Below are 23902 nucleotides of genomic sequence, written 5' to 3' on the forward strand. Positions count from 1 at the left end.
AATTTTAAGAAAAAGAGGTTAAGCAATGAGAGCACCGTATCAAGTATTGATATTTCCTTATATAGAAACTGAAAATTCCATTCTTTATGCTATTTTTCATCGAAGCGATTATGGTTATTGGCAAGGAATAGCTGGTGGTGGAGAAGATGGTGAGACTCCTATAGAAGCAGCAAAACGGGAAGCGTTTGAAGAGGCTGGAATTATAAGAGAATGTCCATATATAAAACTTCATTCTGTGTCTTCACTCCCCGTAGAGGATGTAGTTGGTGAATTTCTTTGGGGAAAAGATGTTTATGTGATAAAAGAATTTTCTTTTGGCGTTAAAGTTTCTACAAAAAATATTAAATTATCTAAAGAACACGTTGATTATAAATGGGTGTGTTTTGAGGAAGCGGTAACTCTTTTAAAATGGGATAGTAACAAAACAGCTTTGTGGGAACTAAACAAAAGGCTATCAAAGTGTTAGCTGAAAAACCGATAGTTGAGCGAAATTAATCGAAAAGCTTTGGTACATTACCTCTATAGCAAAGCTTTTTCTTAAACAATATCTCAAAGCGCAAAATTAAAACAGACCCTACATGGTCTGTTTTTTATGCGGAGGGATTGGGGACGAACCCTTTCAGTTTTCTTCAGAAATGCAATACGGACTTTAAATATTTTCATTTATTATTCTCTATTTGTCTATACTTTTCATATCGCTGTTGTATAAGCTCTTCCGAGGATAATAGTATCAATTTTTTTAGAGATGATTCGATTGCAGATTCAATCATTTTTGCCTGTGATTTTATATCATTTTGTGCTCCACCTTTAATTTCAGGAATGATTTCATCAATAATTCCTAAATGTTTTAAATCTTTTGCTGAAATTTTCATATGTTTAGCAGCTTCTGGAGCATACTTAGCGTCCTTCCATAGGATAGATGCTGCTCCTTCTGGCGAAATTACCGAGTACCATGAATACTCTAACATATGGATATGGTTACCGACACTAATGCCAAGAGCTCCACCACTTGATGCCTCTCCAATTACAATACAAACAATTGGCACTTTAAGCGTAGCCATTTCAAATAGATTTCGAGCTATTGCTTCAGAAATTCCACGTTCTTCAGACCCTTTCCCTGGATAGGCGCCTATTGTATCAATAAATGTAATAATAGGGCGATTAAATTTATCAGCTTGTTTCATAAGTCTTAGCGCTTTTCTATATCCTTCTGGATGAGCCATTCCAAAATTTCTTTCTATATTTTCCTTTGTACTTCTACCTCTTTGATGACCAATAACCGTAACGGGCATTCCTTTAAATTTTGCAATACCACCTATCATTGCTTGATCATCACCATATAATCGATCACCATGAAGTTCGAAAAAGTTTGTAAACAATAAAGGTATATAGTCCAATGTCGTGGGCCGGTTACGTAGCCTTGCAATTTGAACTCGTTGAAAAGGTGTAATATTAGAATAAATTTCATCTTGCATTTTATTTAAACGTTTTTCTAATACATGAATTTCTGACGATAAATCTACATTATGTTCTTTCATTATTTTCTTTAATTCATCAAATTTCTCTTTTAATTCAATAATAGGACGTTCAAAATCCAAACTCATTATACCCTCCAAATGTTATGATTTACCTCACTCTAATCAAAAGGCTTAGAAATAGAATCAATAAATAATTCAAAACCAGCCACAACTATTTTTTGTTCTGATTCTGATAAGTTATTGAGAATATTTTGATAAAATGTAATGGATTGCTCTCTTAAGTATTGAACAGTTGTGTGACCTTTTTCTGTGAGGTGCAGAAAAAGTTCTCTTCTATTTTTTTCATTTACTTCACGATAAACAAGCCCCTTTTTTACTAACTTATCTACCAATCTACTCACAGTTGAAGTCTCTAATCTAAGTTTATTGGATAGTTGCCAAACAGTTAATTTTTCCACCTCTAGTTCCTCTAACGCCATCATTTGAGAAGTTGGTAGAGGTTTTTCAAATGGTCCATTGGGCAAATTTTGAGATTCAAAAACCCCAGTTATTATAATCATTTTCTTAATATCTGATCTTAGTTTTAAGGCATCTTCTCTTTTCAAAAAGGTCATCCTCCTACAATTCATGTATTATACATCAATTGTATTATACATGAATATGATTTTTTCACAAGCTTAACGTAAGCCAATATTACAACAAGGATGAGATATTTCTTCTTGTTAAAATGGTATAAGTGGATTGTTTTCTACAAATGGTAGAACATCAATTATGTATCAGGGGCCTTTATGGGGTACCGCTCATCGCAATAAAGCTAAGAAAATAAAACTACCCCAAAAACGAAATTTTGTGATAACTTGTACAAAAAAACTCATAATTTTTGGTGGGGAATTCTAAATTCTTAAGTTGATGGGCATGTGAGGAAGCCCCTAACAAGCTTTATAAAAATCTAATTAACTTCTTAGAAGCGATTTATGTTAATAATATAAATGAGGAGCAGCTTGCCGAGGTGTTTCAGTATAGAGCAGAAACAGCTATTCGCTTATTCTAAAGCATGTTATATAGTATATGCAGATGAGTAGGGAAACAAGGTCGATTTGAAGAAGCTACGAAATGTATTAGAAACACAACTCAAAACTCAGAGAGGGGATTGTTTGTATGACTTTTAAGAAGGGTTTTACGATGATTGCTCTTAAGATGATTGTAGCTGATCGAAACACAACATCTCAAAACATATAGGCAAAATTAAAACAGGCCCTGCAGGGTCTGTTTTTATATGGGGACCAACTCTTTCAGTTTTCTTCAGAAATGCACATTTTTTATCAGAAAGGCTCATCATAGAACCTTATTAAATCAGTCTTTTTCAGAGAACGTCCGTTTGCTTCGGATGAGGTCATTCACCTTGACAGGGTAGAGGACGCAGGTTCGAGCCCAGTCGGAATCATATCATATGAAAAGACGTTGATAAAGAGACATTCGTGAGATAATCGAGAATGGCTTTTGTATTTCTAAAATATAAGAAAACATTATAAAAATTAAAAACCACACTGTATTTTTCAGTGTGGTCAATTTAAGATACGACAGGTGCGCCATTTAACAATAAAATAGTTTCATAGTGTGTCTAAGATCATGAAACCGTATTTTGGTAACGCTTGTTTCCTCTATTGAAGGGTTCATTATCCTGTTTTTCACAGCTATATAAATTAGCGCCCTGAACAAGTAATCAATCTTTCTTTTTTTTTTATAGTCTTTTATTAAGTTTGAAACAGTTAAACACATTACACCGAAAGCTACTACATAAAATAAAATATTTGTTACAGGCGTACCAATTTTTCCTAAAATCAATACAATAGCGATAATAGCGGCAGGTAAAGTAATTAACAGACCTTTTGATGCCTTATTTTCCTGTGTCACTAACCAAGCACCTCCTTGAGGAATTACACGAACAAAGGTCATTCGCAACGAACTAAAACAATTGATTTCTTCACTAAAAGTACGATGGACATATATAGATGCTCTTTAATAAGTTTTACTTTGGTAAAACAGTGAGAAGTATCTCAGTCATTTTTTCTAATATAGAGGAGGGGGAATCGTAGCTAACTTATACAAATGTATGAACAGCACTTCATAGAACTTGCCTTACTAGGGTGAATTTAAACTTATATAACACTTCTATTAAAGTTGTTGGTTTTAAAAAGTAAAAAACATGGTAAAATTAGATAAAAGCATAAGAAAGAGTGATTCTATGGAATATGTAATTATGTTAATCTTTTTATTAGCACTTTTCTTTATTTTTACTGTTTTCCTAAAAACTCGTTATAGTTTTGATGAAAAATGCTTAGTCTTAAAATTTGGTTTATCTAAAACAGAAATACCAATTGATCAAATCGTTAGTATTAAAGAGTCGGACAAGTATGGAGTTGCAGATGATATTGATTATAGAATTGGTGCTCCATATGGTCAACCAGATAGAATCGTTATTGAAACTATAAATAAGCGTTTTCTAGTTTTTTTAAATGAAGGTCATCAATTTCTTCGAAAATATAAAAAAGCTAGTGCTAGAATATAAGATAAGTACTTCTACAATAGAAGGTGCTTTTTTATTCGAGTTGCTGCAGGCTTTAACGTAGGCAAAGCTCATGGTAGACTTTGAATGGACAGAAACATGACATATCTCTTGAAAGGATGATTGTGGTGGTGAAAACAGATAAAGTCTCCTCCTGAATACAGTAAATCACATTCAGGAGGAGATAAAATTGTTTAAACAAATAGACGAAAATTATCCGCGAAAAGAGCACTTTCACCATTATATGACGTTAACCCGATGCTCATATAGCCTGGTGATCAATCTAGACATCACGAAATTGCATGCAATATTAAAAGAAAAAAAGCTAAAAGTATATCCTGTGCAAATTTATTTGTTAGCAAGAGCTGTGCAAAAAATTCCTGAGTTTCGGATGGATCAAGTGAACGATGAACTGGGTTACTGGGAGATTCTCCATCCTAGTTATACAATTCTAAATAAAGAAACAAAGACGTTTTCAAGTATTTGGACGCCTTTTGATGAAAACTTTGCTCAGTTTTATAAAAGCTGTGTAGCCGATATTGAAACATTTAGCAAAAGCAGCAACCTATTTCCGAAACCTCATATGCCAGAAAACATGTTCAATATTTCAAGTCTACCGTGGATTGATTTTACTTCTTTTAACCTTAATGTATCTACAGATGAAGCTTATTTACTGCCAATATTTACGATAGGCAAATTTAAGGTGGAAGAAGGAAAAATCATTTTGCCCGTTGCCATACAAGTACATCATGCTGTTTGTGATGGCTATCATGCCGGTCAATATGTTGAATATTTGAGGTGGCTTATTGAACATTGTGACGAGTGGTTAAATGATTCATTGCATATTACCTGAAGACAAAAGGTGTTCCCATGAAAATCTAGAAGATGAAGGCAGACTGAAATGAGTCTGCCTTTTTGTTTTGTAATGATAATGTGCCAAAGGTTTATTGATGTAACAATTGTTCTTTTTGCGGTTTCTTTTCGGTGCTTTGTAAATTCCTATATGTGATAATAAATGTAATATAAGGGAAATTAGTGGAAGGGGAATAAGGGATGGAGAAAGTTCTTTCTTCACATGTAGGTGTGAAAATAAATGAATGGTATAAAATGATTCGGCAATTCAGTGTACCCGACGCAGAGATTTTGAAAGCTGAGGTAGAACAAGAAATTGAACGAATGGAAGAGGATCAAGATTTACTCATTTATTATCAATTGATGTGCTTTCGACATCAAATCATGTTAGATTACATTAAACCTGTAGACTTTAATAAAAATAGACCAACCATTTCATCCCTCTTAGATCTGATAGAAACCTCTCAAGAAACGCTCACCGGCATGTTAGAGTATTACAATTTATTTTTCAGAGGCATGTATGAATTCAGTAATAAAGAGTATGTAGAAGCGATAAAATATTATAGAAAAGCAGAAATAAAGCTGGAGATTGTTTCTGACGAAATTGAAAGAGCTGAATTCCATTTTAAAGTTGCAGAAGCTTATTACATGATGAAACAGACACATGTATCTATGCACCATATTCTGAAAGCAATGGAGATTTACGAACAATATGACCTGTATAAAGTAAGAAAGATTCAATGCTCATTTGTAATTGCAGGAAACTACGATGATATGAAACGCAGCGATAAAGCTCTTCCTCATTTAGAAAAATCTTTAAGGATGGCTGAAGAAATTCAAAACAATAGATTGATCTCATCAGCATATTATAATCTGGCTGATTGCTATGAATGTTTAGGTGATACAGATCAAGCTATTGCTTATTGTGAAAAGGCTGTTCGTATCAACAAAAATGAACGATATGACAACTTACCACATTCGCTTTATTTTCTGTCATCGTTATTGATGAAAAAAGGCGATTATAAAAAGGGAAAAGATGTCCTTGATTATGGCTTTTCGATCTCTGTTCAATATGATGACGATTTATACAAACGACTGTTCCACTTTATCAAAGCCCTATATGTTGATAAAGTAAATATTGACCAAATTAAACAGGTCTTTCATTTTTTAGATGAGAACAAAATTTATGCTTATTTAGAAGAGCTGTCTTATGATGTGGCAGGTGTGTTCAAATCTAAAAATGATCACGAAACAGCAAATGAATTTTTAATGAAAATGTTGGACGCGCAAACAAAAATTTTGAAAGGGGACTGTCTTTATGAGTATTAAAAAAGTTGTTTTTTGTGCATTGGCAGTCATTGTACTCGCATCTACTGCTGGTATTCCATCACTTTCTAAAAGTGATAACAGCAACATCGAGGTTGCTTCAAGAAAACAAACGTAAAAAAGCCTCCTCCAAGGGGCTTTTTTATTTTGTCGTAAAGCTTATAGCCTTTAAGGTCTCAGAGAGGATGAAAGGTTTATGATCTTCTCCTCATCACCAGTTTATTAATAGATAAGTTTGAGTAGAGAATTCATAATGAACCAATGTTATACTGACCTTAATACAGATTGGGAGGCACCCACTTTGAAATCATTCTGGGAAAAAGAAGAAGAGAGTCCTTTTACGTTAAAAAAGATAGATGAGGAACAAATTCATGAAGCAGAGGGCATACTTGGAGTCATTTTACCTGATACATACAAAAAGCTCATTTTAGAATGGAATGGCGGTTTTACAGTTCGCAATGCTTTTCCAACGGAACAGCCGAATTCATGGGCTGAGGATCATGTTCAATTTGACCATCTAAGAGGAATCGCCAAAGGTGATGGCATCATGAATAGTCCCGAGTTAAGTAATGAATTGAATCTGCCTGAGGGACTTGTGATCATCAGCGGAGAAGAAGATACATGGATCGCCATGGATTATCGAGAAACGAAGGAACATCCTTCTATTCACTATTTTGATTTAGAGCTGGAAGTAGATTTTAAGCTGGCAGAAACTTTCGATGACTTTATTGAGAAGTTATATACAGCTGAAGATGCGATGGTCGAAGTAGTAGAGATTAAGGAGGAAGATTCTGATTTATATGTCAGTAAAGAAGAGCTTGAACACATATTTGAGAGGCAGGACCTTCGTCAGCAGAATCTCTTCAAAATGGCACATTATTCGATGGAAGAAACGGAAGAGATCGAATGGTTTTTCGATCGTATGAAACAATGCATCCAACAGATAAAAGATCAACATGTCTTGTATGAAACAGCGACAACGATTCACTCCATCCTTCTGTTAAACCCGGATATGCCAAGGAATGACCGTATCGATCAAGAGCTGCAAGAAATTGCTGAATTTCTAGAAAAGAGTGGAGAGCCTAATATCCCCTTTTTGGGAGAAGACATTCATCCAGTGGAAAAACGATAGTGAAAGAAGAAAAGCCCCTAAAAAGGGCTTTTTTAATCTAATTCATGAAAAAACTGTTTGAGTTGATCAATGAAAACTGATTTGGATTTTCCTTTTTTATAAATGAACTCGATATTGATGTTGAAATTGATGGATGGATCGATTGAAATTTGTTTTAATGTTCCTTGTTCTACCTCATTTCTCACGCAATGATGAGGTAGAAACGATAGTCCCATTCCTTGAAGTACTAAATTTTTTGCGGTTTCCATATGATCAACCTCAATGGAAATGTTCGGTGTGATGCTGTTTTTTTGAAATAATCGGTGGAGCATCAACCAATCAAATGACCCATAGTCAAAGAAAATAAAAGGCTGTTCTTCTAGTTCTTTCATATTAATGTTGTCAAGGCTAGCGAGCGGGTGATGAGTTGGGACGAACAGCCCGATTGGATCACTGAAAATCGGGATTGATTCAATTTGAGGATGTGTTTCAGTCCTGACAATGCCAAAGTCTACTTGGTTGTTAATCACTTTTTGGACAACATCCTTTGAGTGTCCTGTTACGATTTTCACTTTCAGGTTTTCGTATTTTTCTTTTAGGGCGGGCAATATGTTAGGCAATAGATTATTGGAAATAGAGGATGCGCATCCAATCGTCAATTCATAAGGAATCATCGTTTGTTTGAGACTATGCTTTGCTTCTTGATAAGAATGGAGGATCTTTTTGGCATGCGGGTAAAACTGTTCACCTTTTTCCGTCAGAGATAGTTTATTTCTCTGTCTATCAAATAATTTTAGGTCTAATTCTTTTTCTAACGATTGAATACGTGCCGAAACAGAAGGCTGGGTTAAATACAGTGCTTCCGCAGCTTTATTGATACTGCCTAGCTGGCATACGAAAATAAACGCTTCTATATTCTCAATATTCATTTTATCCCCTTAAATTACGTACTTTAAATGTTTAGCTTTTCAAGCTCATACACTAATTTTACAGCTTCTTTCGCCAAAATGACAGTAGGGTCAATCACTTTCACATCTTTAGTTGACCTTAAGACTAAGGGGATTTCTGTACAGCCGGCAATGATGGCTTCTGCTCCTTGATTGATTAAAATCTCTGCAGCTACCGCTAATTCACTTTCGCCTTTACATAATTTTCCTGCTTTCACCGCATATATCCCATTCATAACGCTCTTCTGAAGATTTTCACTAGGAGTCATGACGTCAATCTTGTGATGAGCACAAGCCCTTTGATAGAGCTCGGTTTTTAATGTTCCATCAGTACATAGTAAGCCCACAGATGTATAGTGATGTTTGTTTAGGTAACTTGCGGTTTCTAATGGCATATTCATGATAGGGATATGAGTGGAATGTCGTATGTTTTCTAAAAAGAAGTGAGCGGTATTGCATGCAATGAGAATAAAGTCCGCTCCTGCACTTTCTAATCTCTTAGCTGATGCAATCATATCATCTGTAGGATCTTCGCCTTTCCCAAATATGGCATTGGTTCTATCAGGGATTTGCGGATAATTATCAGCAATCACATGGAGATGATCCTGATCTTTTATCGCTGGAGTATGAGAAATGATTTTTTTCATCAGATCAATCGTTGCTAAAGGACCCATCCCGCCCATAATTCCGATCGTTGTAGACATATACGCCACCACATTTCTTTTTTTTCTATTATAAAAAAAGAAAGCATGGTGAGCGTTATAGAAAAGTTCTATATGTATATAGAAGGTTTATCAAAAGCGTCTTTTACTGGCGCTTAGCGGTCCACTCCGATTGAAGAATCGCATATTGATATTCTTCAACCCAATGTCCTTTTGACATATCATTTTGAAGCAAATGTCCTTCGCGTCTCATTTCTAAACGTTCCAGCACGCGAATAGATTTTTCATTGCGCACATCAGTAAAGGCAATGATTTTATGCTTGTTCAGTGTAGTGAAAATATATTCGATCATTGAACTCAAGGCTTCGTGAATATAGCCCTTTCCTTTAAATAGGTTGCAATAGAGGGGTTTGCTCGGTATTGATAAAATGCATCGATATCTTGCAGATCAAATTGACGAATCGCTACCCGGTTTGTCCTTGTAAATACGCTGTTTGCATTCTTCATGTTTTACCCTCATTTTTAGTTTGTTCTTGATTTGAAAAAGTCTATTAGCCATTCAGATAGCTGCTGCTGTGCTTTGCTGACAAATCGATCTGCATAATAAGTTAATTCCAAGTGACGAACAGGTGCCGGATCAGCAATAGGAATCGAAACAATATTTGGCCATGTCGCATGTTGTTGCAGCAATCCTCGCGGCTGAATGGTTGCACCGATGCCGGCTTCAACCAGCTGCAATAATGAAGATGCGGACCCAACCTCCATGACAGTGTCTAGTTCCACACCCTGTTCTTTACATACGTCTTCTACTAAATCTCTTCCTAGATATCCCTTCGGATACATGACCAAAGCATGTTGCGTCAGCTCTTCCAATGTCACTTCACTCTGTTGGGCTAGTTCACTTTCTGAATGAGCAAATAATTCGTAGGGCTCACTTCCAAGTGGAATTTGAATGAGACGCTTATCCGCAGGCCCTCTCAGCCCGATGCCGAGATCCACCTTATGCGACAGAACCTCTTCACGAACGAAGATCGTTGAATATGCTTTCAGATTGGTTTCAGGATAAAGTGTTTTAAATTCTACAAATAGCGGAACAAGCTGAAAGTCAAGATCGGAAGGGAGAACGGCAAGTCGAACGTTTCCCCGTTTTTCAGATAATAGTTCTTTCATCGCATTTTTTGCATCTCTTTCAGCTTGAAGCATTTTCATCCCATATTGATATAGCAGAGAACCCGCTTCGGTAGCGACGACTTTTTTGCCGATTCGATCAAAGAGCGGCATCCCAACTTCTGCTTCAAGCAGCCGAATCTGCTGGCTTAATGTAGGCTGTGATATCCCTAATTGCTCAGCAGCTTTTGTGAAATGTAAATGATCGAATACAGCCATGAAATATGTAATATGCCGAGTATCCATTTGTCATCCTTTCATTAATAATAGTTTTTTACTATCATCATAATACGAATTATTGTATTGATCAATGAATGCGGCGGATTTATACTCAAAGTAACTTCAACAAGTAGAGAGAGGAAGAAGTGCATTGATGAAAAAAATGTTTTATTTAGCCGCTTTATTTTTAGCTGCATTAAACTTGCGCCCAATCATTACGTCCGTGGCTTCTATGATGAGTATGATCCAATCAGAGCTTGGTGTGAACGCACTGACAGCCAGTCTTTTGACCACTTTGCCTGTCCTTTGTATGGGGGTGTTTGCTCCCGTTGCGACGACACTCAGCCGGCGTTTTGGTTTAGAGAGAACGCTTTTTTTCTCGATTCTTCTCATCACGATCGCCACAGCGCTGCGGGGTACAAGCCAATCGGTCGCTATTCTGCTCATGACTGCATTTGCAGGAGGGGTAGGGATTAGCTTCGCGGGTCCTTTATTGTCTAGTTTTATTAAAAAGTATTTCCCGAGAAATCCTGGTATTGTCAGTGTTTATTCCATTTCGATGACAATAGGTGCAGCACTTGCTTCCGGCTTCACCATTCCGATTTACCTACGCAGTCACCATCTTCCGTTTGCATTGTCTTGCTGGGCTATTCTAGGGGTAATCGCGCTTATTCTATGGGTAGGTATAGCTCGCAAAAATGAGCAGAGTGATCATGTAACCTTGCCGTTAAAATTGCCGCTGCGAAACAAAAAGGCGATTCAATTTACCTTGTTTTTTGGCTTTATGTCCAGCATGTTTTATTCTTTGACGGCATGGATTTCACCGATTGCTCTTAGTTTCGGAAACAGTCCGCAATATGCTGCCATGCTGCTGACCATATTTACACTCATTCAGATTCCGGTGGCACTACTCGTTCCAGCGGTCGTTACTCGATTAGGAAAACCGAAATTATTTCTCATCTTATGCAGTCTGTCTGAGCTGATTGGCCTCATCTTTCTTCTTCTGCCAATGCCGATCTTGCCAGCTGTCATTTTCCTAGGTATGGGTGCAGGTGGATTATTTCCTTTAGCGCTCATGTTACCGATTATAGAGACGCGTACTCCAGAGGAAGCCGGAACTTGGTCCGCCATGTCGCAGATGGGCGGGTATATCATGGGAGGATTCGGTCCGTTTTTCATTGGCTTGGTTTTCGATCTAAGCGGACATTTTTATGCTTCTATTGTGGCAATGCTTGTCATCGTCATGCTGATGATTGGCGTTCAGTTATCCATGAATCTCGGTAAAAAGCGTGAAGTAGGATCCAATTAACGATAAATTGACCGACGTTTTAATATGAGTGCTCAATTGAAATCGCCATAGCCTATTATTCTTAAATAAATAAGCTATGGCGATTATTTTTCTCAATTTTAGAAGCTACACCTGAACCAATTATCGTGCAAGATATTTTTCAACTTTACGGGTGGCCATTTCTGCAGCTTCCATGATCATTTCACCTAATGTTGGGTGAGGATGAATCGTCATTGCTAAATCTTCTACTGTAGCACCAATTTCAATAGAGAGAGAAAGTTCTGATATAAGAGTAGATGCTTCTGCACCTACGATTTGTGCTCCTAAAATAAGACCAGATTCGGCATGGGCTACAATCTTCACAAATCCTTCTGGTTCTTTTAATGCCAGTGCTCGACCATTAATGGAGAACATTGTTTTTCCAATGACAGTCGGAATGGATTGTTGCTTGCAATCTGTTTCGTTCAGTCCAACACTCGTCAATTCTGGGCTGGAAAACACAACGAGTGGGATCGCTTTATAATCTACAATAGAAGGTTTACCAGCGATTGCCTCTGCTGCAACCTTCGCTTCATAGGAAGCTTTATGAGCCAGAGCGGGACCCTCGGTGATATCACCAATGGCATATATGTGCGGAATGGATGTTCTGCATTGTTCATCAACTTCAATCAGTCCGTGAGGGGTAATGGACAACCCGATAGAATCAAGCCCTAATGAACCATCTGTATTCGGTTTTCTTCCGACAGTAATCAGTGCATATTCCGCTTTCACCGTGTAGCTTTCTTTCTGTTTCTCATAATGAAGATCAATTCCGTTTATATGCTGCTTGGCATCTGTGACGTGTGCTCCTGTAATCAGGGTGATGTTATCTTCTTTCAATTGTCGAACGACAGGCGAGACAAGTTCACTTTCAAAGCCAGGCAATACTTGATTGCCGCCTTCCAAAATGGTGACGTTTGCTCCAAACCTTGCAAACATCTGTCCTAGTTCAACCCCAATATAACCACCTCCAACTACAACAAGGCTTTTCGGAATTTTAGGAAGGGATAGTGCTTCAGTTGAAGACAATATACGACCTCCGAAAGGGAGTGATCTAATTTCAATCGGACGGGAACCAGTTGCTAGTATTAGGTGTTTGAAATTGATTCGCTTTTCACCTTTTTCGGCATGTTGAATCACCGCTGTATGATGATCGATCAAGCTTGCCTCACCTTCCAGAATGGTAACTTCCGCTGACTTTAGCAAAAATTGGACGCCTCCAGCTTGTTTTTTCACAACAGCTTTTTTGAACGCTTGAGCATCCTTGAAAGAGCCGCTTTCTTGAAAAACCCCCAATTGTGTGCGGAGTTTGAACCGCTCTGCTTCTGCTATTAGCGCTTTAGAAGGGATACAGCCTACATGGGTACATACTCCACCTAATTGATCACGCTCTACAATCGCTGTTTTCATGCCGAGATGAGCTGAACGTAATGCCGCCACGTAGCCTCCCGGACCTGATCCGATCACTAAAGTATCTACTGTTTCTAAATGAATCATTTCTTGCACCTCCGTCTCAAAATATGATGATCATAATATATTATAGTCATCATATTTTGATGAAGTCAATCCCATCTAAGTGAGGAAAGATGGATTTCAGTCAATTGACACAAGAAAATATGATGATTATAATATTTTGATAAACACACTTAAAAAGAGTTAAAGTGAAGGAGGGGAGTAAAAAGATGCCTTATCCGAAAGGTCATAAGTCAAAAGTGAGAGAGCAAATCATTGCAAGTGCTGCACGAGCATTTCGAACAAATGGCGTTCGTAATATCAGTTTGCCATTCATTATGAAAGGGGCAGGTCTAACTCATGGAGGGTTTTACGCTCATTTTAAGAACAAGGATCAGTTGGTGATAGAGGCTTTTCATTTTGCTATTACTGATACGATAAAGCTGCTGCAAAGTGTTGCAGACAAGAAAGCAGACCAGTCTCGAATTCAGACGATCATTGAATTCTATTTAAGTTCTGTTCACCGTGATCAGACGGAGATCGGCTGTATACTGCCTGCACTTGCAGGGGAGATTTCTCAATTATCGCAAGAGGTACGGAAAGCCTATACGGATGAATTGAAACGGTTTATGGCGTTTATAGCCGATACGGGAAATATCGGTCTCTCTACGAGTTACGCACTAGTAAGCAGCATGGTCGGTACAATCGCTCTTGCACGTGCTGTCAATGATTCGCAGTTCAGCGATCAATTGTTATTGGCAGGTAGAATACAGGCAAAACACATTCTAGAGGTGAATTAACATTCAAATAAAAACAGGGGGGATGTTGTGATGTTGATTAGAGAAGCAAGCATAGAAGATTATCCAAAATTAAGACAAATCTATTTAGAATCCCGCCGTCAGAGCTTTCACTGGCTCAATACAGAAGAAATCAATCTGCAAGATTTTGATCAAGATACGCTGGAAGAGCAAATTTTCTTAGCAGAGGAAAACAATAAAATCCTCGGATTCATTTCTCTATATGTACCAGATCGTTTTATTCACCTCTTGTTTGTGCATCCCGAAGCTGCTGGTCAAGGAGCTGGCGACTTGCTTCTCAAACATGCTATAAAAGTGCTCGGAACACCGGTCACCCTCAAATGTGTCTCTGACAATCACAAAGCTTTGTCTTTTTATCAAAAAAGAGGCTGGAAGGCTGTTGTAGAAGAAGGGGAACCTGGGGCGAAATACTGGGTGCTTGTTTATGATAGAACGTAAAGAGTGTCTTTATTTTTCGCAGCCGGTTTTATAGATATTCTTTATTAAACTTACGTAGATGCTTTCATTTAACCAGAAATGCTATTGCTTTTTTGCTCGATTAAGAGTTTGATTATAATAGAGACAATAAAGCAGAAAACATTAGAATAATTCAGTATCATGAGCTCTAGTTATTTTTTTTACTTTTGCAAGATGTGTTCTGAGGAAAATTTTCACGAAAAGAACTAGAGGTGAATATGATGACAACCTATGAGTCGAAAGACATTTTAAAACAAGCAATCATGAAATCGTACAATCAATACGATGAAGAATTCGATATGATTCCAGAAGAAATGAAAGATGATCGAATAGAGGATGTAAGCCGAACTCCTGCAGAAAACTTGGCCTATCAAGTTGGTTGGACAACCCTGTTACTTCAATGGGAGCAAAACGAAACTGAAGGAAAAGTTGTCCATACGCCAGCAGAAGGATACAAATGGAATCAGCTTGGCGCATTATATTCTCTTTTTAATGAGAAGTATGCCTGTCAATCACTAGTCGCATTAAGAGCTCAGCTCAAACAGAATGTGTTAACTATTTGTGATATGTTGGATCGTATGAGTGAAGCAGAAGTGTTTGAACCTCATCAACGAAAATGGGCGGATGGCGCTACAGCAAAGGCAGTTTGGCCAGTTTATAAATTTATTCATGTGAATACCGTTGCCCCTTTTAAAAATTTCCGTACTCAAATTCGTAAATGGAAACGATTAAATCAAGTATGACGTGAAGGGTATACTGGATGTAAATATTTCGTTAGACCTGATTGTACCATCTTATTTCAGAGAGTACAGGGGCGCGAGCTCAGTTATTCCTCCTTATCAAAATGACGATCAATCACTTGGCTTCTTTAGAAGAAGCTTTTTTGTTCTTTTGCGGTTTCTTTTCGGTGCCGGATAGCTCATGAAATGATAATATATGTCATTATAGGGGAAATAGAGGAAGGGGTAAGGGCTGATGGAGAAAGTACTTTCTTCTCACGTCGGTTTGAAAATCAATGAATGGTATTATCATATTCAACGATTTAACGTACCGGACGCCGAAGCATATAAAGAGGAAATCAAATCAATGCTTGATCATATGGAAGAAAATCAAGATTTATTATTGTATTTCTCACTCATGGAGTTCAGACATAAATTAATGCTTGATTACTTAAATCCTTTAGAAAATGGGAAAGAGCGGGCGAACTTTAGGGAACTCGCAATGAAGATCAAAAGGGATCAAGAAAAATTAACAGGATTGCTCGAGTATTACTTTAATTTTTTCTACGGCATGTACGAATTTGAAAACTATGAATACCTAAATGCGATTACCTTCTATAAGCGGGCAGAAAAAAAGCTGTCTCTTGTCAGCGACGATATTGAACGTGCCGAGTTCAATTACAAGATGGCAGAAATCTATTACCACATGAAACAAACCCACATGTCGATGCACCATATCGCACAGGCGATAGAATGTTACCGAGAAAAAGATACATACACTGTTAGAGAGATTCAATGTTCTTTTGTCATTGGATTAAACTATATCGATATGGGCTGCCCCGAAAAAGCCATACCCCATTTTCAACACGCACTAGAAAAAGCCGCCGACAACTCAACAAAACGATTAAAAGGATCAGCACTTTATAATTTAGGGTTGAGTTATTTTCATAACAAAGAATTAGCACAAGCGATTATTCACTTTAATGATTCAATTCGAGCATTTAAAGAGCAGGGATACGAGCATTTAAATAGAATCTTAGATCCGCTCATTATGTTGTCAAAAGCCTACTTCAAAAAGAAAGAACAGGACTTAGGTACATATGCATTAAATAACGGCATAGAACTATCTGAAAAGCTGAAAGACCATGTTCTATTATTGATATTCAAGTTTTTAAGATCCCTATACATTGACAACAATTTTGAGCAGTTGGAAAAAATAATGGAATTGTTAGAAGTAAAGTCAATGTATCCTGACCTCGAAGATTTAGCAAAAGATGCTGCAAAATATTATAATGAAATGGGAGATAAAGACAATGCGATGCATTTCTATGAAAAGATTCTTTATTTCCAAACTCAAGTAAAGCGGGGGGACTGTCAGTATGAAATTTAAAACGTTATCAGTAGTATTCGTGATGATTAGTGTCATAAGTGTTGTTGGTTATTTTACGTCTGAAGTGACAGCAAGTCATGATGAAGCTAGGAGAGGTCATACTGCAAGTATTGGTTATACTGCTTAAGTAAAAAGCCCTTTATGGGCTTTTTACTATAAAACGGAATATACGCTATGAACAAAGAATATTTTTTTCATAGAAAACATACTGAGGAGGAAGTGAAATGACAATGTTAAAATCAACAGTATTTCGAAAGATTTTCATTATATTTTTTGCTTTAACCTTTATAATTAGTCTGTTCAATATGGCTGTGTTTCCAGGGACGCCAGTGTCTTATTATGTTGGCCTGGTTTGTGAAATATTGTTTATCAGCTTGTTAAATGGTCTGTTTTTCGGAACAATTATCTATTTGATTGTCACCCTTCTCTTTGCTAAATCTTCAAAGGAAAATCAATAAACAATTGAGCGGCTAAAGACCGTTCTTTTTTATTTTAAAAAATTGGATATGCTATTTAAAGAGAAAATGAGATGACTTAATTTATGATCTAAATCGCAATTCCTGTGAATGTTTTTCCAACATAATTCAATTATTTTTAATATCCTACTGTATTATATTTTAAAGGATGTTACCGTTGGATGTAAGGAATGATTGGCCAATCTTCCAATAAGAGTTGGAGGGAAATCATGAATTACAAAATTGAAATGTTAACGAATATGAAAATGGTGTTTATGAGAAATATAGGACCATATGGTAGCAAAGAAAATGTAGAGATGATGAAAAGATTTAAAAAATGGATCAATCAACATCAATTAAATGATGAATTAAAGGAATTTGGTATATATGGTGTTCCTCAAGATGATCCTGGAAAAATCCCACCAGAAAAATGCAGATACGACCTCATGTTGATGACAAATAGAGATTTCTCAAAAGATCGAATGGTTCAGACTGGACATTTTGAAGGGGGAAAGTATGCTGTGTTTACAGTGACACATACAACCGAAAAAGTGAATTTGTTTTGGAGCCAATTGCCTCAAATGATCCAAAACAATCAATTGAACATGCGTCAGGCATCTATTATGGAGAGATATAGAGAAGAAGAAGGCGTGTGTGAATTCTTACTGCCTATCTTTTAAACACTTGAATGAAGTTCAATGGGAAAACAGATCTTTATGGTCTGTTTTCTTCATATAAATATTCTTAAATCACCTTACTTCAAATGCTATACTATGGCTAAACCATTCATGAAGGGTCATGATAGGAGGAGCATTGAGTGATATTCATCATAGGCATTATCATTGCTTTTATGATTGCTATTTTAGGTTTTACTGTTTTCGTAGATGTAGGGAATGGATGGGGAACGGCTCTCAGCATCATCGGAGGACTGGTCATTTTAATCATAGCCGGTAGATGTCAAAGACGAAAAGAACAGAATGATCCCAACATATTATTGGACAAAATGATGATGCTTTTTCACGAAGATGGGTTTCAGGCATCTACCTATATCTTTTCGGAGCAAGTTGATAAGGGATTTGCGATTGATGATGAGTTAAAGAAAATGCGCTTTATTGAATATCAGCCTGGCGGGTCAACTAGAAAAAATAGATTTGCAGTCACTGAGCTATCCATGAAAGATTTGAAACAAGTTGAGATGTTAGAAGATGGGGTGCCGATTGATGATGTAGCGGAGGTGATGATCAAGAAGAGGTTTCGACGCTTGAATTAAGGTTCACAATGAATGATCAAGTATCGTCCACGATGACAATCAACTTCTTGTGTTTTGATGTGCCTGTTCGTAAGAGCAATGTTCAATACTTAAGTGAAGGGGAAAATTTACAGGAGATTTATCATGATATTGATGCAATGATCGGATGAAATTGAATATCATCGCACATAGAGAAGAAATCACAGTTGATGTGGTTTCTTTTTTTGTGTGCAACAAGACAAAGCAGGTCCAGTCATTGTAGTTGAATGTTTTTCTCAAAAATGAATAAAGATAGACTAGACGCAAAAGCGAACATGGAGATAGAAAGAACGCTCATGTGATGAGGAGGAAAAATAAATGAAAAAGCTATGCAGGGAAGTCTGGATCGAAGTCAATCTCGATGCGATTAAAAGAAATATCGAAGCCATTCAAGCGCATATTCCAAGGAAAAGTAAGATCATGGCTGTCGTGAAGGCGAATGCTTATGGACATGGCTCAGTGGAGGTAGCCCGGCAGGCACTGGAAAGCGGTGCGACGGAGCTCGCAGTTGCTAGCTTGGAGGAAGGCATTGTGCTGCGAAGAGCAAAAATTGAAGCACCGATTTTGGTTCTTGGATTTACCCCGCTCGACTGTGTGAAAAGGGCTGCGGCCTGGAGAATTGATCTATCTGGCCTTCGTGAAGACTGGATTGTTGAAGCAAATGAGATCTTAGCAGAAGAAGAAAGTCAACACCGGCTTGGGATTCATGTCAATGTCGACACAGGGATGGGGCGACTAGGTGTACGGACGAAGGAAGAGCTGTTAGGAGTGGTGGAAGCTCTTGAAAAGAGTGAAAATCTTAGATGGGACGGGATTTTTACGCATTTCTCCACTGCAGATGAGCCTGACCCTGACTTCACGCTGCTGCAGCACAGCATTTTTATTGAATTTCTTCGCTTTTTGAAAAAACAAGGAATTAAGCTGCCAACCGTACATATGAACAATACAGCGGCTGCTATCGCGTTTCCTGAATTTAGCGCCGATATGATTCGGCTGGGCATCGGGCTATATGGTCTGTATCCCTCGCAATACATTGAAAGCTTAGACGCTGTTCAGCTAGAGCCCGCTCTCAGTTTAAAAGCAAGGATTGCGTTCGTAAAGGAAATGGTGACAGAGCCAAGGACCGTCAGCTATGGGGCAACGTATGTAGCAAAACCTGATGAGGTTATTGCGACCATACCGATCGGTTACGCAGATGGGTACTCACGTGCTTTATCAAATCGGGGATTTATGCTTTTCCGCGGAAAACGAATGCCGATTGCTGGCCGAGTCACAATGGATATGACGATGATCAGTTTAGGAGAAATGAAAGCAAAGCAAGGCGAGGAAGTCGTCATATACGGTCGTCAAAAGGGCGGAGAAATTTCTGTCGATGAAATTGCTGAAATGCTCAATACGATCAACTACGAAGTCATCGCCACCCTAAGCCGCCGCGTCCCAAGATTTTATCGTCGAGGCGGGAAGATTATTAAAATATCGACACCGGTGATGTATGTGTGAGGATTTTATTATAAAAAGTTTAATTAAAAAGCCATTAAATTGTAAACTTTACAAATATTAGATCGATAAAAGGAGGGAATATAATGATGTGGAGGAATAAAAATGAAAAAGAAATTTTTACTATTTATCATGGTACTTCTTTTAATAAGTACCCTTAGTCCATTTAAAGCAGATGCAGAAACAAAATCAACTGGATGGACGAAACGAGCTGATTTACCAGAAGAACGTATTAATGCCGGTGTAGGAGTGGTAGATGGAAAAATTTATTTATTTGGCGGAGCAAGTGAAAAAAATAAGTTAAATAATCAAACATTTATGTATGACCCTAAGAAAGATGTTTGGGAAGAAAAAACGAGCATGCCGAGAAATAGAACAGGTGGTACTTATGCTACAGTAGGTAAGAAAATATATCTAATAGGTGGAATAAACGAAGAGACAAAAACAGCTTATAACACGATTGATATATATGATACAGAACTTGATCAGTGGGCTGAAGAGCCAATTCAAATACCCAGAGACCCTGTATTTTCAACTTATAGTAAGGGAACTTTGTACGCAGTTGCAGTAAAAGAGGATATATATATTGTATCTTCAAAAAATTCTTATAAGAATAATGTCTATCAATACAATACAGCCTCTGGTGAATGGAAGAGCTTGAACTCATCGGGTTTACCATCTCGAAATGGGAGAGCCATTTCTGCAATTGATGGCAAAATATATGTTGCCGGTGGAGAAAATTCGATTGGGCATAGTAGAGAAAGATCTTTGTTCCAGTATGATATCTCAACAGATAAATGGAGTAAATTAAAAGATAGTGACTTAACTTCATATTCATTTGAACCAGCCTATGAAACATATAATGGGAAATTCTTCGTTATTGGAGGACAGTTGACTGGTGATTATTCAAGTGAAATACTGAAGAAAGTTCAAATTTTCAACCCAGAAAATGGCCAATTTAAAAATTCAGCATATGATTTACCAGAAGGTAGAGTATCAGCTGTTGCAGCAATTGTTGATGACCATTTGTATGTCATTGGCGGACGTAACTACTCATATTATATGGGGAATTTTTCTGCAAAAAGTGATTACAAATCAGTGATTTCCATTCCATTAAACGACTTGCAAATAACTGAAGATGAGGCAAAACCAGATGATGATACAATAGAAGAGCCAAAAGATCAGGATGTGACAAAACCAGATGATGGCACAACAGAAGAGCCGAGAGATCAGGACGGAACAAAGCCTGGTGATGGATCAACAGAAGAACCAAAAGACCAAGACGGAACAAAACCTGATGATGGGTCAACAGAAGAACCGAAAGATCAGGACGGGACTAAGCCTGGGGATGGATCAACAGAAGAACCAAAGGAACAAGACGGAACAAAACCTGGTGAAGAAGTAACAAAGGGTATACTTTCAATTACTATGATAAATGGACTGCAAAAAGATTATTTGCTTTCAATGAAAGAAATCAACGATTTTCTTAACTGGTATAAAGAAAGAAGCTTTGGAATTGGTATGAACTTCTATGAAATCAATGATGAACACAATAAAGGGTCTTTCACAAGTAAGAAGGATTATGTGGTGTACCAAAATATTTTAATGTTTGATATCAAACAATACTGATATGATATTCATATAATGGCAAAACTGCTGATGATAGATCAGCAGTTTTTGTTTTTGTGAAATTGTTAAAATTAGGATCAAAGTCATGAAAAAATGCGATATTTCAAAAAAAATCTGCTAAACATCCTATTACCACGTCCGATAATAAAATTGTCAGGGTTGATAAGCCCTAGAACGAAGGACTTTTTTCAGACAAGGACGTCTGTCAGGTCCCGCATACATGGAGGTAATAGGAAATGAGAATTAACCACAATATCGCAGCACTTAACACATTAAACCGTTTGTCTGCAAACAACGGTGCGAGCCAAAAGAACATGGAGAAGCTTTCTTCTGGTCTTAAAATCAACCGTGCAGGAGATGACGCAGCAGGTCTTGCCATCTCTGAAAAAATGCGTGGACAAATCCGCGGATTAGAAATGGCTTCTAAAAACGCACAAGACGGTATCTCTCTTATCCAAACAGCTGAAGGTGCATTGACTGAAACTCACTCGATCCTTCAACGTGTACGTGAGCTTGTTGTTCAAGCTGGAAACACTGGGACACAAGACGGAACAGATCTTGGTGCTATCCAGGAAGAGATCAACAATCTGGTTCAAGAAATTGGTAATGGTACTGGAAAAAATGGTATCTCTGATCGTACTGAGTTCAACGGTAAAAAATTGTTGAATGGCGACTTTGCTAATGGTACAGCTACTTTAACATTCCAAATCGGTGCAAACAAAGCGCAAAAATTAGATGTAAATATCGAAGCAATGTCTTCTGACAAACTAGGGGCTCTTAATAATGGAACTCTTGTAGCGGGTCAAGCAGTCTCTAATATTGATGTTACACAATTCGCTGCTGCTACACCAACACTTACATTTGATCAACAACTAGACATCGTAGATGGTGCGATCAAACAAGTTTCAGACCAACGTTCTAAACTTGGTGCAGTCCAAAACCGTCTAGAGCACACAATCAACAACCTTGGTGCTTCTTCTGAAAACTTAACAGCTGCTGAGTCTCGTATCCGTGACGTTGACATGGCGAAAGAAATGAGTGAGTTCACAAAGAACAACATTCTTTCTCAAGCGTCTCAAGCAATGCTTGCACAAGCGAACCAACAGCCACAAAACGTACTTCAATTACTTCGTTAATAACAGGCCCCTTTATGGGGCTTTTTTATTTTGTTCCTATTCATTTTAATACAGGCTATGTGCTCATCACTTGAACGAATAGCATAATAGAAATTTTTGTGAAACTAAATAGTGAATAAAGATATGTAAAATTGATCAATAAATATTAAAAAATGTTAAACTTCCTATGAAATAATCCGATAAAAGAATTGTCAGGGTTGTTAAGCCCTAGAATTAAGGACTTTTTTCAGACAAGGACGTCTGTCAGGTCCCATATACATGGAGGTAATAGGAAATGAGAATTAACCACAATATCGCAGCACTTAACACATTGAACCGTTTATCTGCAAACAACGGTGCGAGCCAAAAGAACATGGAGAAACTTTCTTCTGGTCTTAAAATCAACCGTGCAGGAGACGATGCAGCAGGTTTAGCAATTTCTGAAAAAATGCGTGGACAAATCCGCGGATTAGAAATGGCGACGAAAAACGCACAAGACGGTATCTCTCTTATCCAAACAGCTGAAGGTGCATTGACTGAAACTCACTCAATCCTTCAACGTGTACGTGAGCTTGTCGTTCAAGCTGGAAACACAGGTACTCAGGATGAAACAGACCTTGGTGCTATCCAAGAAGAAATCGCTAACCTAGTTCAAGAAATTGGTGACGGTTCTGGCAAAAACGGTATCTCTGACCGTACAGAATTTAACGGAAAGAAACTACTTGACGGTTCTTTCAGCGCAGCTGGTGCTAATGCAAAATCATTAACTTTCCAAATCGGTGCAAATAAAGCACAAAAATTAGATGTGAACATCGAAGCAATGTCTTCTACAGCACTTGGTGCATTAGAAGCTGACGGAACTCTTAAAGCAGACCACGCAGTAGCAGACATCGATGTAACACAATTTGCCACTCCTGCTGCTGCAGGCGCACTTTCTTTCGATGATCAATTAGATATCGTTGATGGAGCTATCAAACAAGTATCTAACCAACGTTCTAAACTTGGTGCAGTTCAAAACCGTCTAGAGCACACAATCAACAACCTTGGTGCTTCTGGTGAAAACTTAACGGCTGCTGAGTCTCGTATTCGTGACGTTGACATGGCGAAAGAAATGAGTGAGTTCACAAAGAACAACATTCTTTCTCAAGCATCTCAAGCAATGCTTGCACAAGCGAACCAACAGCCACAAAACGTACTTCAATTACTTCGTTAATGAAGGGCCCCTTTATGGGGCTTTTTTATGTCTACTGATATTTGAAAAAAGCAGATCCTGAATATATCATGTGAGACCCACTTGGTGCGTACTTATATTTTAAATTAAAAATATGATAAGAAGAACTAATATTTTAAAAGGAGCACACAATACGTCTTTTCCATAGAACTAAATCATGAATTAAGACTGATAAATTAATAAATAAATATTAAAAA

General features: G+C 37.6%; 25 protein-coding genes and 2 pseudogenes. 19 read left to right on the plus strand and 8 right to left on the minus strand.

Annotated elements, in window-relative coordinates; all coding sequences use genetic code 11:
- The first annotated feature begins 25 nt into the window (after positions 1-25).
- Positions 26-466: an NUDIX pyrophosphatase gene (locus tag NSS78_RS05905; RefSeq protein WP_144503530.1), complete on the plus strand. Its 441-nt coding sequence runs from the start codon at positions 26-28 to the stop codon at positions 464-466.
- Positions 467-659: 193 nt separating this feature from the next.
- Here NSS78_RS05905 and NSS78_RS05910 read toward each other — a convergent pair whose 3' ends face one another.
- From NSS78_RS05910 to NSS78_RS05920, 3 genes and pseudogenes are all read right to left on the minus strand, one after another.
- Positions 660-1604: an acetyl-CoA carboxylase carboxyltransferase subunit alpha gene (locus NSS78_RS05910; protein ID WP_212046040.1), complete on the minus strand. Its 945-nt coding sequence runs from the start codon at positions 1602-1604 to the stop codon at positions 660-662.
- 32 nt (positions 1605-1636) lie between these two features.
- Positions 1637-2083, minus strand: coding sequence for a MarR family transcriptional regulator (locus tag NSS78_RS05915; protein ID WP_212046039.1), 447 nt, complete (start codon positions 2081-2083; stop codon positions 1637-1639).
- Positions 2084-3209: 1126 nt separating this feature from the next.
- A pseudogene (locus NSS78_RS05920) lies at positions 3210-3392 on the minus strand (hypothetical protein); the annotation flags it as partial.
- Positions 3393-3723: 331 nt separating this feature from the next.
- On the opposite strand from NSS78_RS05920, the gene NSS78_RS05925 reads away from it, so the two are divergent.
- The 5 genes from NSS78_RS05925 to NSS78_RS05945 all read left to right on the plus strand — a co-directional run bounded on the left by NSS78_RS05925 (position 3724) and on the right by NSS78_RS05945 (position 7354).
- Positions 3724-4047, plus strand: coding sequence for a PH domain-containing protein (locus tag NSS78_RS05925; protein WP_212046138.1), 324 nt, complete (start codon positions 3724-3726; stop codon positions 4045-4047).
- Positions 4048-4234: 187 nt separating this feature from the next.
- A complete protein-coding gene (gene catA / locus NSS78_RS05930) occupies positions 4235-4897 on the plus strand; it encodes a type A chloramphenicol O-acetyltransferase (RefSeq protein ID WP_137054763.1) in 663 nt (220 codons plus the stop codon).
- Positions 4898-5097: 200 nt separating this feature from the next.
- Positions 5098-6225, plus strand: coding sequence for a tetratricopeptide repeat protein (locus NSS78_RS05935; RefSeq protein WP_284906246.1), 1128 nt, complete (start codon positions 5098-5100; stop codon positions 6223-6225).
- Positions 6215-6340, plus strand: coding sequence for a hypothetical protein (locus NSS78_RS05940; RefSeq protein WP_262982764.1), 126 nt, complete (start codon positions 6215-6217; stop codon positions 6338-6340). Before NSS78_RS05935 ends, NSS78_RS05940 begins: the two co-directional genes overlap by 11 nt.
- A gap of 183 nt (positions 6341-6523) precedes the next feature.
- Positions 6524-7354, plus strand: coding sequence for an SMI1/KNR4 family protein (locus NSS78_RS05945; RefSeq protein WP_212046037.1), 831 nt, complete (start codon positions 6524-6526; stop codon positions 7352-7354).
- Between the two features lie 32 nt (positions 7355-7386).
- On the opposite strand, the gene NSS78_RS05950 is transcribed toward NSS78_RS05945, so the two are convergent.
- From NSS78_RS05950 to NSS78_RS05965, 4 genes and pseudogenes are all read right to left on the minus strand, one after another.
- Positions 7387-8262, minus strand: a complete 876-nt coding sequence (locus tag NSS78_RS05950) for a LysR family transcriptional regulator (protein WP_342468312.1) — start codon at positions 8260-8262, stop codon at positions 7387-7389.
- A gap of 23 nt (positions 8263-8285) precedes the next feature.
- The gene (locus tag NSS78_RS05955; RefSeq protein WP_212046036.1) at positions 8286-8984 is read right to left on the minus strand and encodes an amino acid racemase; all 699 of its coding nucleotides are present in this window, start codon (positions 8982-8984) and stop codon (positions 8286-8288) included.
- Positions 8985-9087: 103 nt separating this feature from the next.
- Positions 9088-9449: pseudogene (locus NSS78_RS05960) on the minus strand (GNAT family protein).
- A 15-nt stretch (positions 9450-9464) separates the two neighbouring features.
- On the minus strand, positions 9465-10355 hold the full coding sequence (locus tag NSS78_RS05965; RefSeq protein ID WP_212046035.1) for a LysR family transcriptional regulator: 891 nt from the start codon (positions 10353-10355) through the stop codon (positions 9465-9467).
- Positions 10356-10482: 127 nt separating this feature from the next.
- Here NSS78_RS05965 and NSS78_RS05970 point away from each other — a divergent pair, with 127 nt between their 5' ends.
- A complete protein-coding gene (locus tag NSS78_RS05970) occupies positions 10483-11637 on the plus strand; it encodes an MFS transporter (protein WP_212046034.1) in 1155 nt (384 codons plus the stop codon).
- 120 nt (positions 11638-11757) lie between these two features.
- On the opposite strand, the gene lpdA is transcribed toward NSS78_RS05970, so the two are convergent.
- Complete coding sequence (lpdA, locus tag NSS78_RS05975; protein ID WP_212046033.1) at positions 11758-13152, minus strand: dihydrolipoyl dehydrogenase; 1395 nt, start codon at positions 13150-13152, stop codon at positions 11758-11760.
- A gap of 185 nt (positions 13153-13337) precedes the next feature.
- On the opposite strand from lpdA, the gene NSS78_RS05980 reads away from it, so the two are divergent.
- From NSS78_RS05980 to hag (NSS78_RS06035), 12 genes are all read left to right on the plus strand, one after another.
- The gene (locus tag NSS78_RS05980; protein WP_050945236.1) at positions 13338-13907 is read left to right on the plus strand and encodes a TetR/AcrR family transcriptional regulator; all 570 of its coding nucleotides are present in this window, start codon (positions 13338-13340) and stop codon (positions 13905-13907) included.
- Between the two features lie 30 nt (positions 13908-13937).
- Complete coding sequence (locus NSS78_RS05985) at positions 13938-14363, plus strand: GNAT family N-acetyltransferase (protein ID WP_212046032.1); 426 nt, start codon at positions 13938-13940, stop codon at positions 14361-14363.
- Between the two features lie 239 nt (positions 14364-14602).
- Entirely contained in the window at positions 14603-15124 is a 522-nt protein-coding gene (locus NSS78_RS05990; protein ID WP_106029862.1) for a ClbS/DfsB family four-helix bundle protein, read from the plus strand.
- 232 nt (positions 15125-15356) lie between these two features.
- Entirely contained in the window at positions 15357-16490 is a 1134-nt protein-coding gene (locus NSS78_RS05995) for a Rap family tetratricopeptide repeat protein (protein ID WP_050945233.1), read from the plus strand.
- Positions 16480-16617 (plus strand): hypothetical protein, encoded by a 138-nt coding sequence (locus NSS78_RS06000; protein WP_012009633.1) that lies wholly within the window; start codon positions 16480-16482, stop codon positions 16615-16617. Before NSS78_RS05995 ends, NSS78_RS06000 begins: the two co-directional genes overlap by 11 nt.
- Before the next feature lie 97 nt (positions 16618-16714).
- Positions 16715-16948 (plus strand): hypothetical protein, encoded by a 234-nt coding sequence (locus tag NSS78_RS06005; protein ID WP_212046031.1) that lies wholly within the window; start codon positions 16715-16717, stop codon positions 16946-16948.
- 227 nt (positions 16949-17175) lie between these two features.
- Positions 17176-17625: a GyrI-like domain-containing protein gene (locus tag NSS78_RS06010; RefSeq protein ID WP_137054754.1), complete on the plus strand. Its 450-nt coding sequence runs from the start codon at positions 17176-17178 to the stop codon at positions 17623-17625.
- Positions 17626-17762: 137 nt separating this feature from the next.
- On the plus strand, positions 17763-18215 hold the full coding sequence (locus NSS78_RS06015; protein ID WP_249118282.1) for a hypothetical protein: 453 nt from the start codon (positions 17763-17765) through the stop codon (positions 18213-18215).
- A 336-nt stretch (positions 18216-18551) separates the two neighbouring features.
- Positions 18552-19733, plus strand: a complete 1182-nt coding sequence (alr, locus tag NSS78_RS06020; protein WP_212046030.1) for an alanine racemase — start codon at positions 18552-18554, stop codon at positions 19731-19733.
- A gap of 102 nt (positions 19734-19835) precedes the next feature.
- Positions 19836-21359: a kelch repeat-containing protein gene (locus NSS78_RS06025; protein WP_212046029.1), complete on the plus strand. Its 1524-nt coding sequence runs from the start codon at positions 19836-19838 to the stop codon at positions 21357-21359.
- A gap of 236 nt (positions 21360-21595) precedes the next feature.
- Positions 21596-22495 (plus strand): flagellin Hag, encoded by a 900-nt coding sequence (gene hag / locus NSS78_RS06030; RefSeq protein WP_044141242.1) that lies wholly within the window; start codon positions 21596-21598, stop codon positions 22493-22495.
- 274 nt (positions 22496-22769) lie between these two features.
- A complete protein-coding gene (gene hag / locus NSS78_RS06035) occupies positions 22770-23687 on the plus strand; it encodes a flagellin Hag (protein ID WP_284906259.1) in 918 nt (305 codons plus the stop codon).
- Positions 23688-23902 lie beyond the last annotated feature (215 nt).

Origin of the sequence: Bacillus sp. FSL W8-0920, assembly GCF_038593215.1 — a bacterium.
GTDB lineage: Bacteria > Bacillota > Bacilli > Bacillales > Bacillaceae > Bacillus > Bacillus pumilus.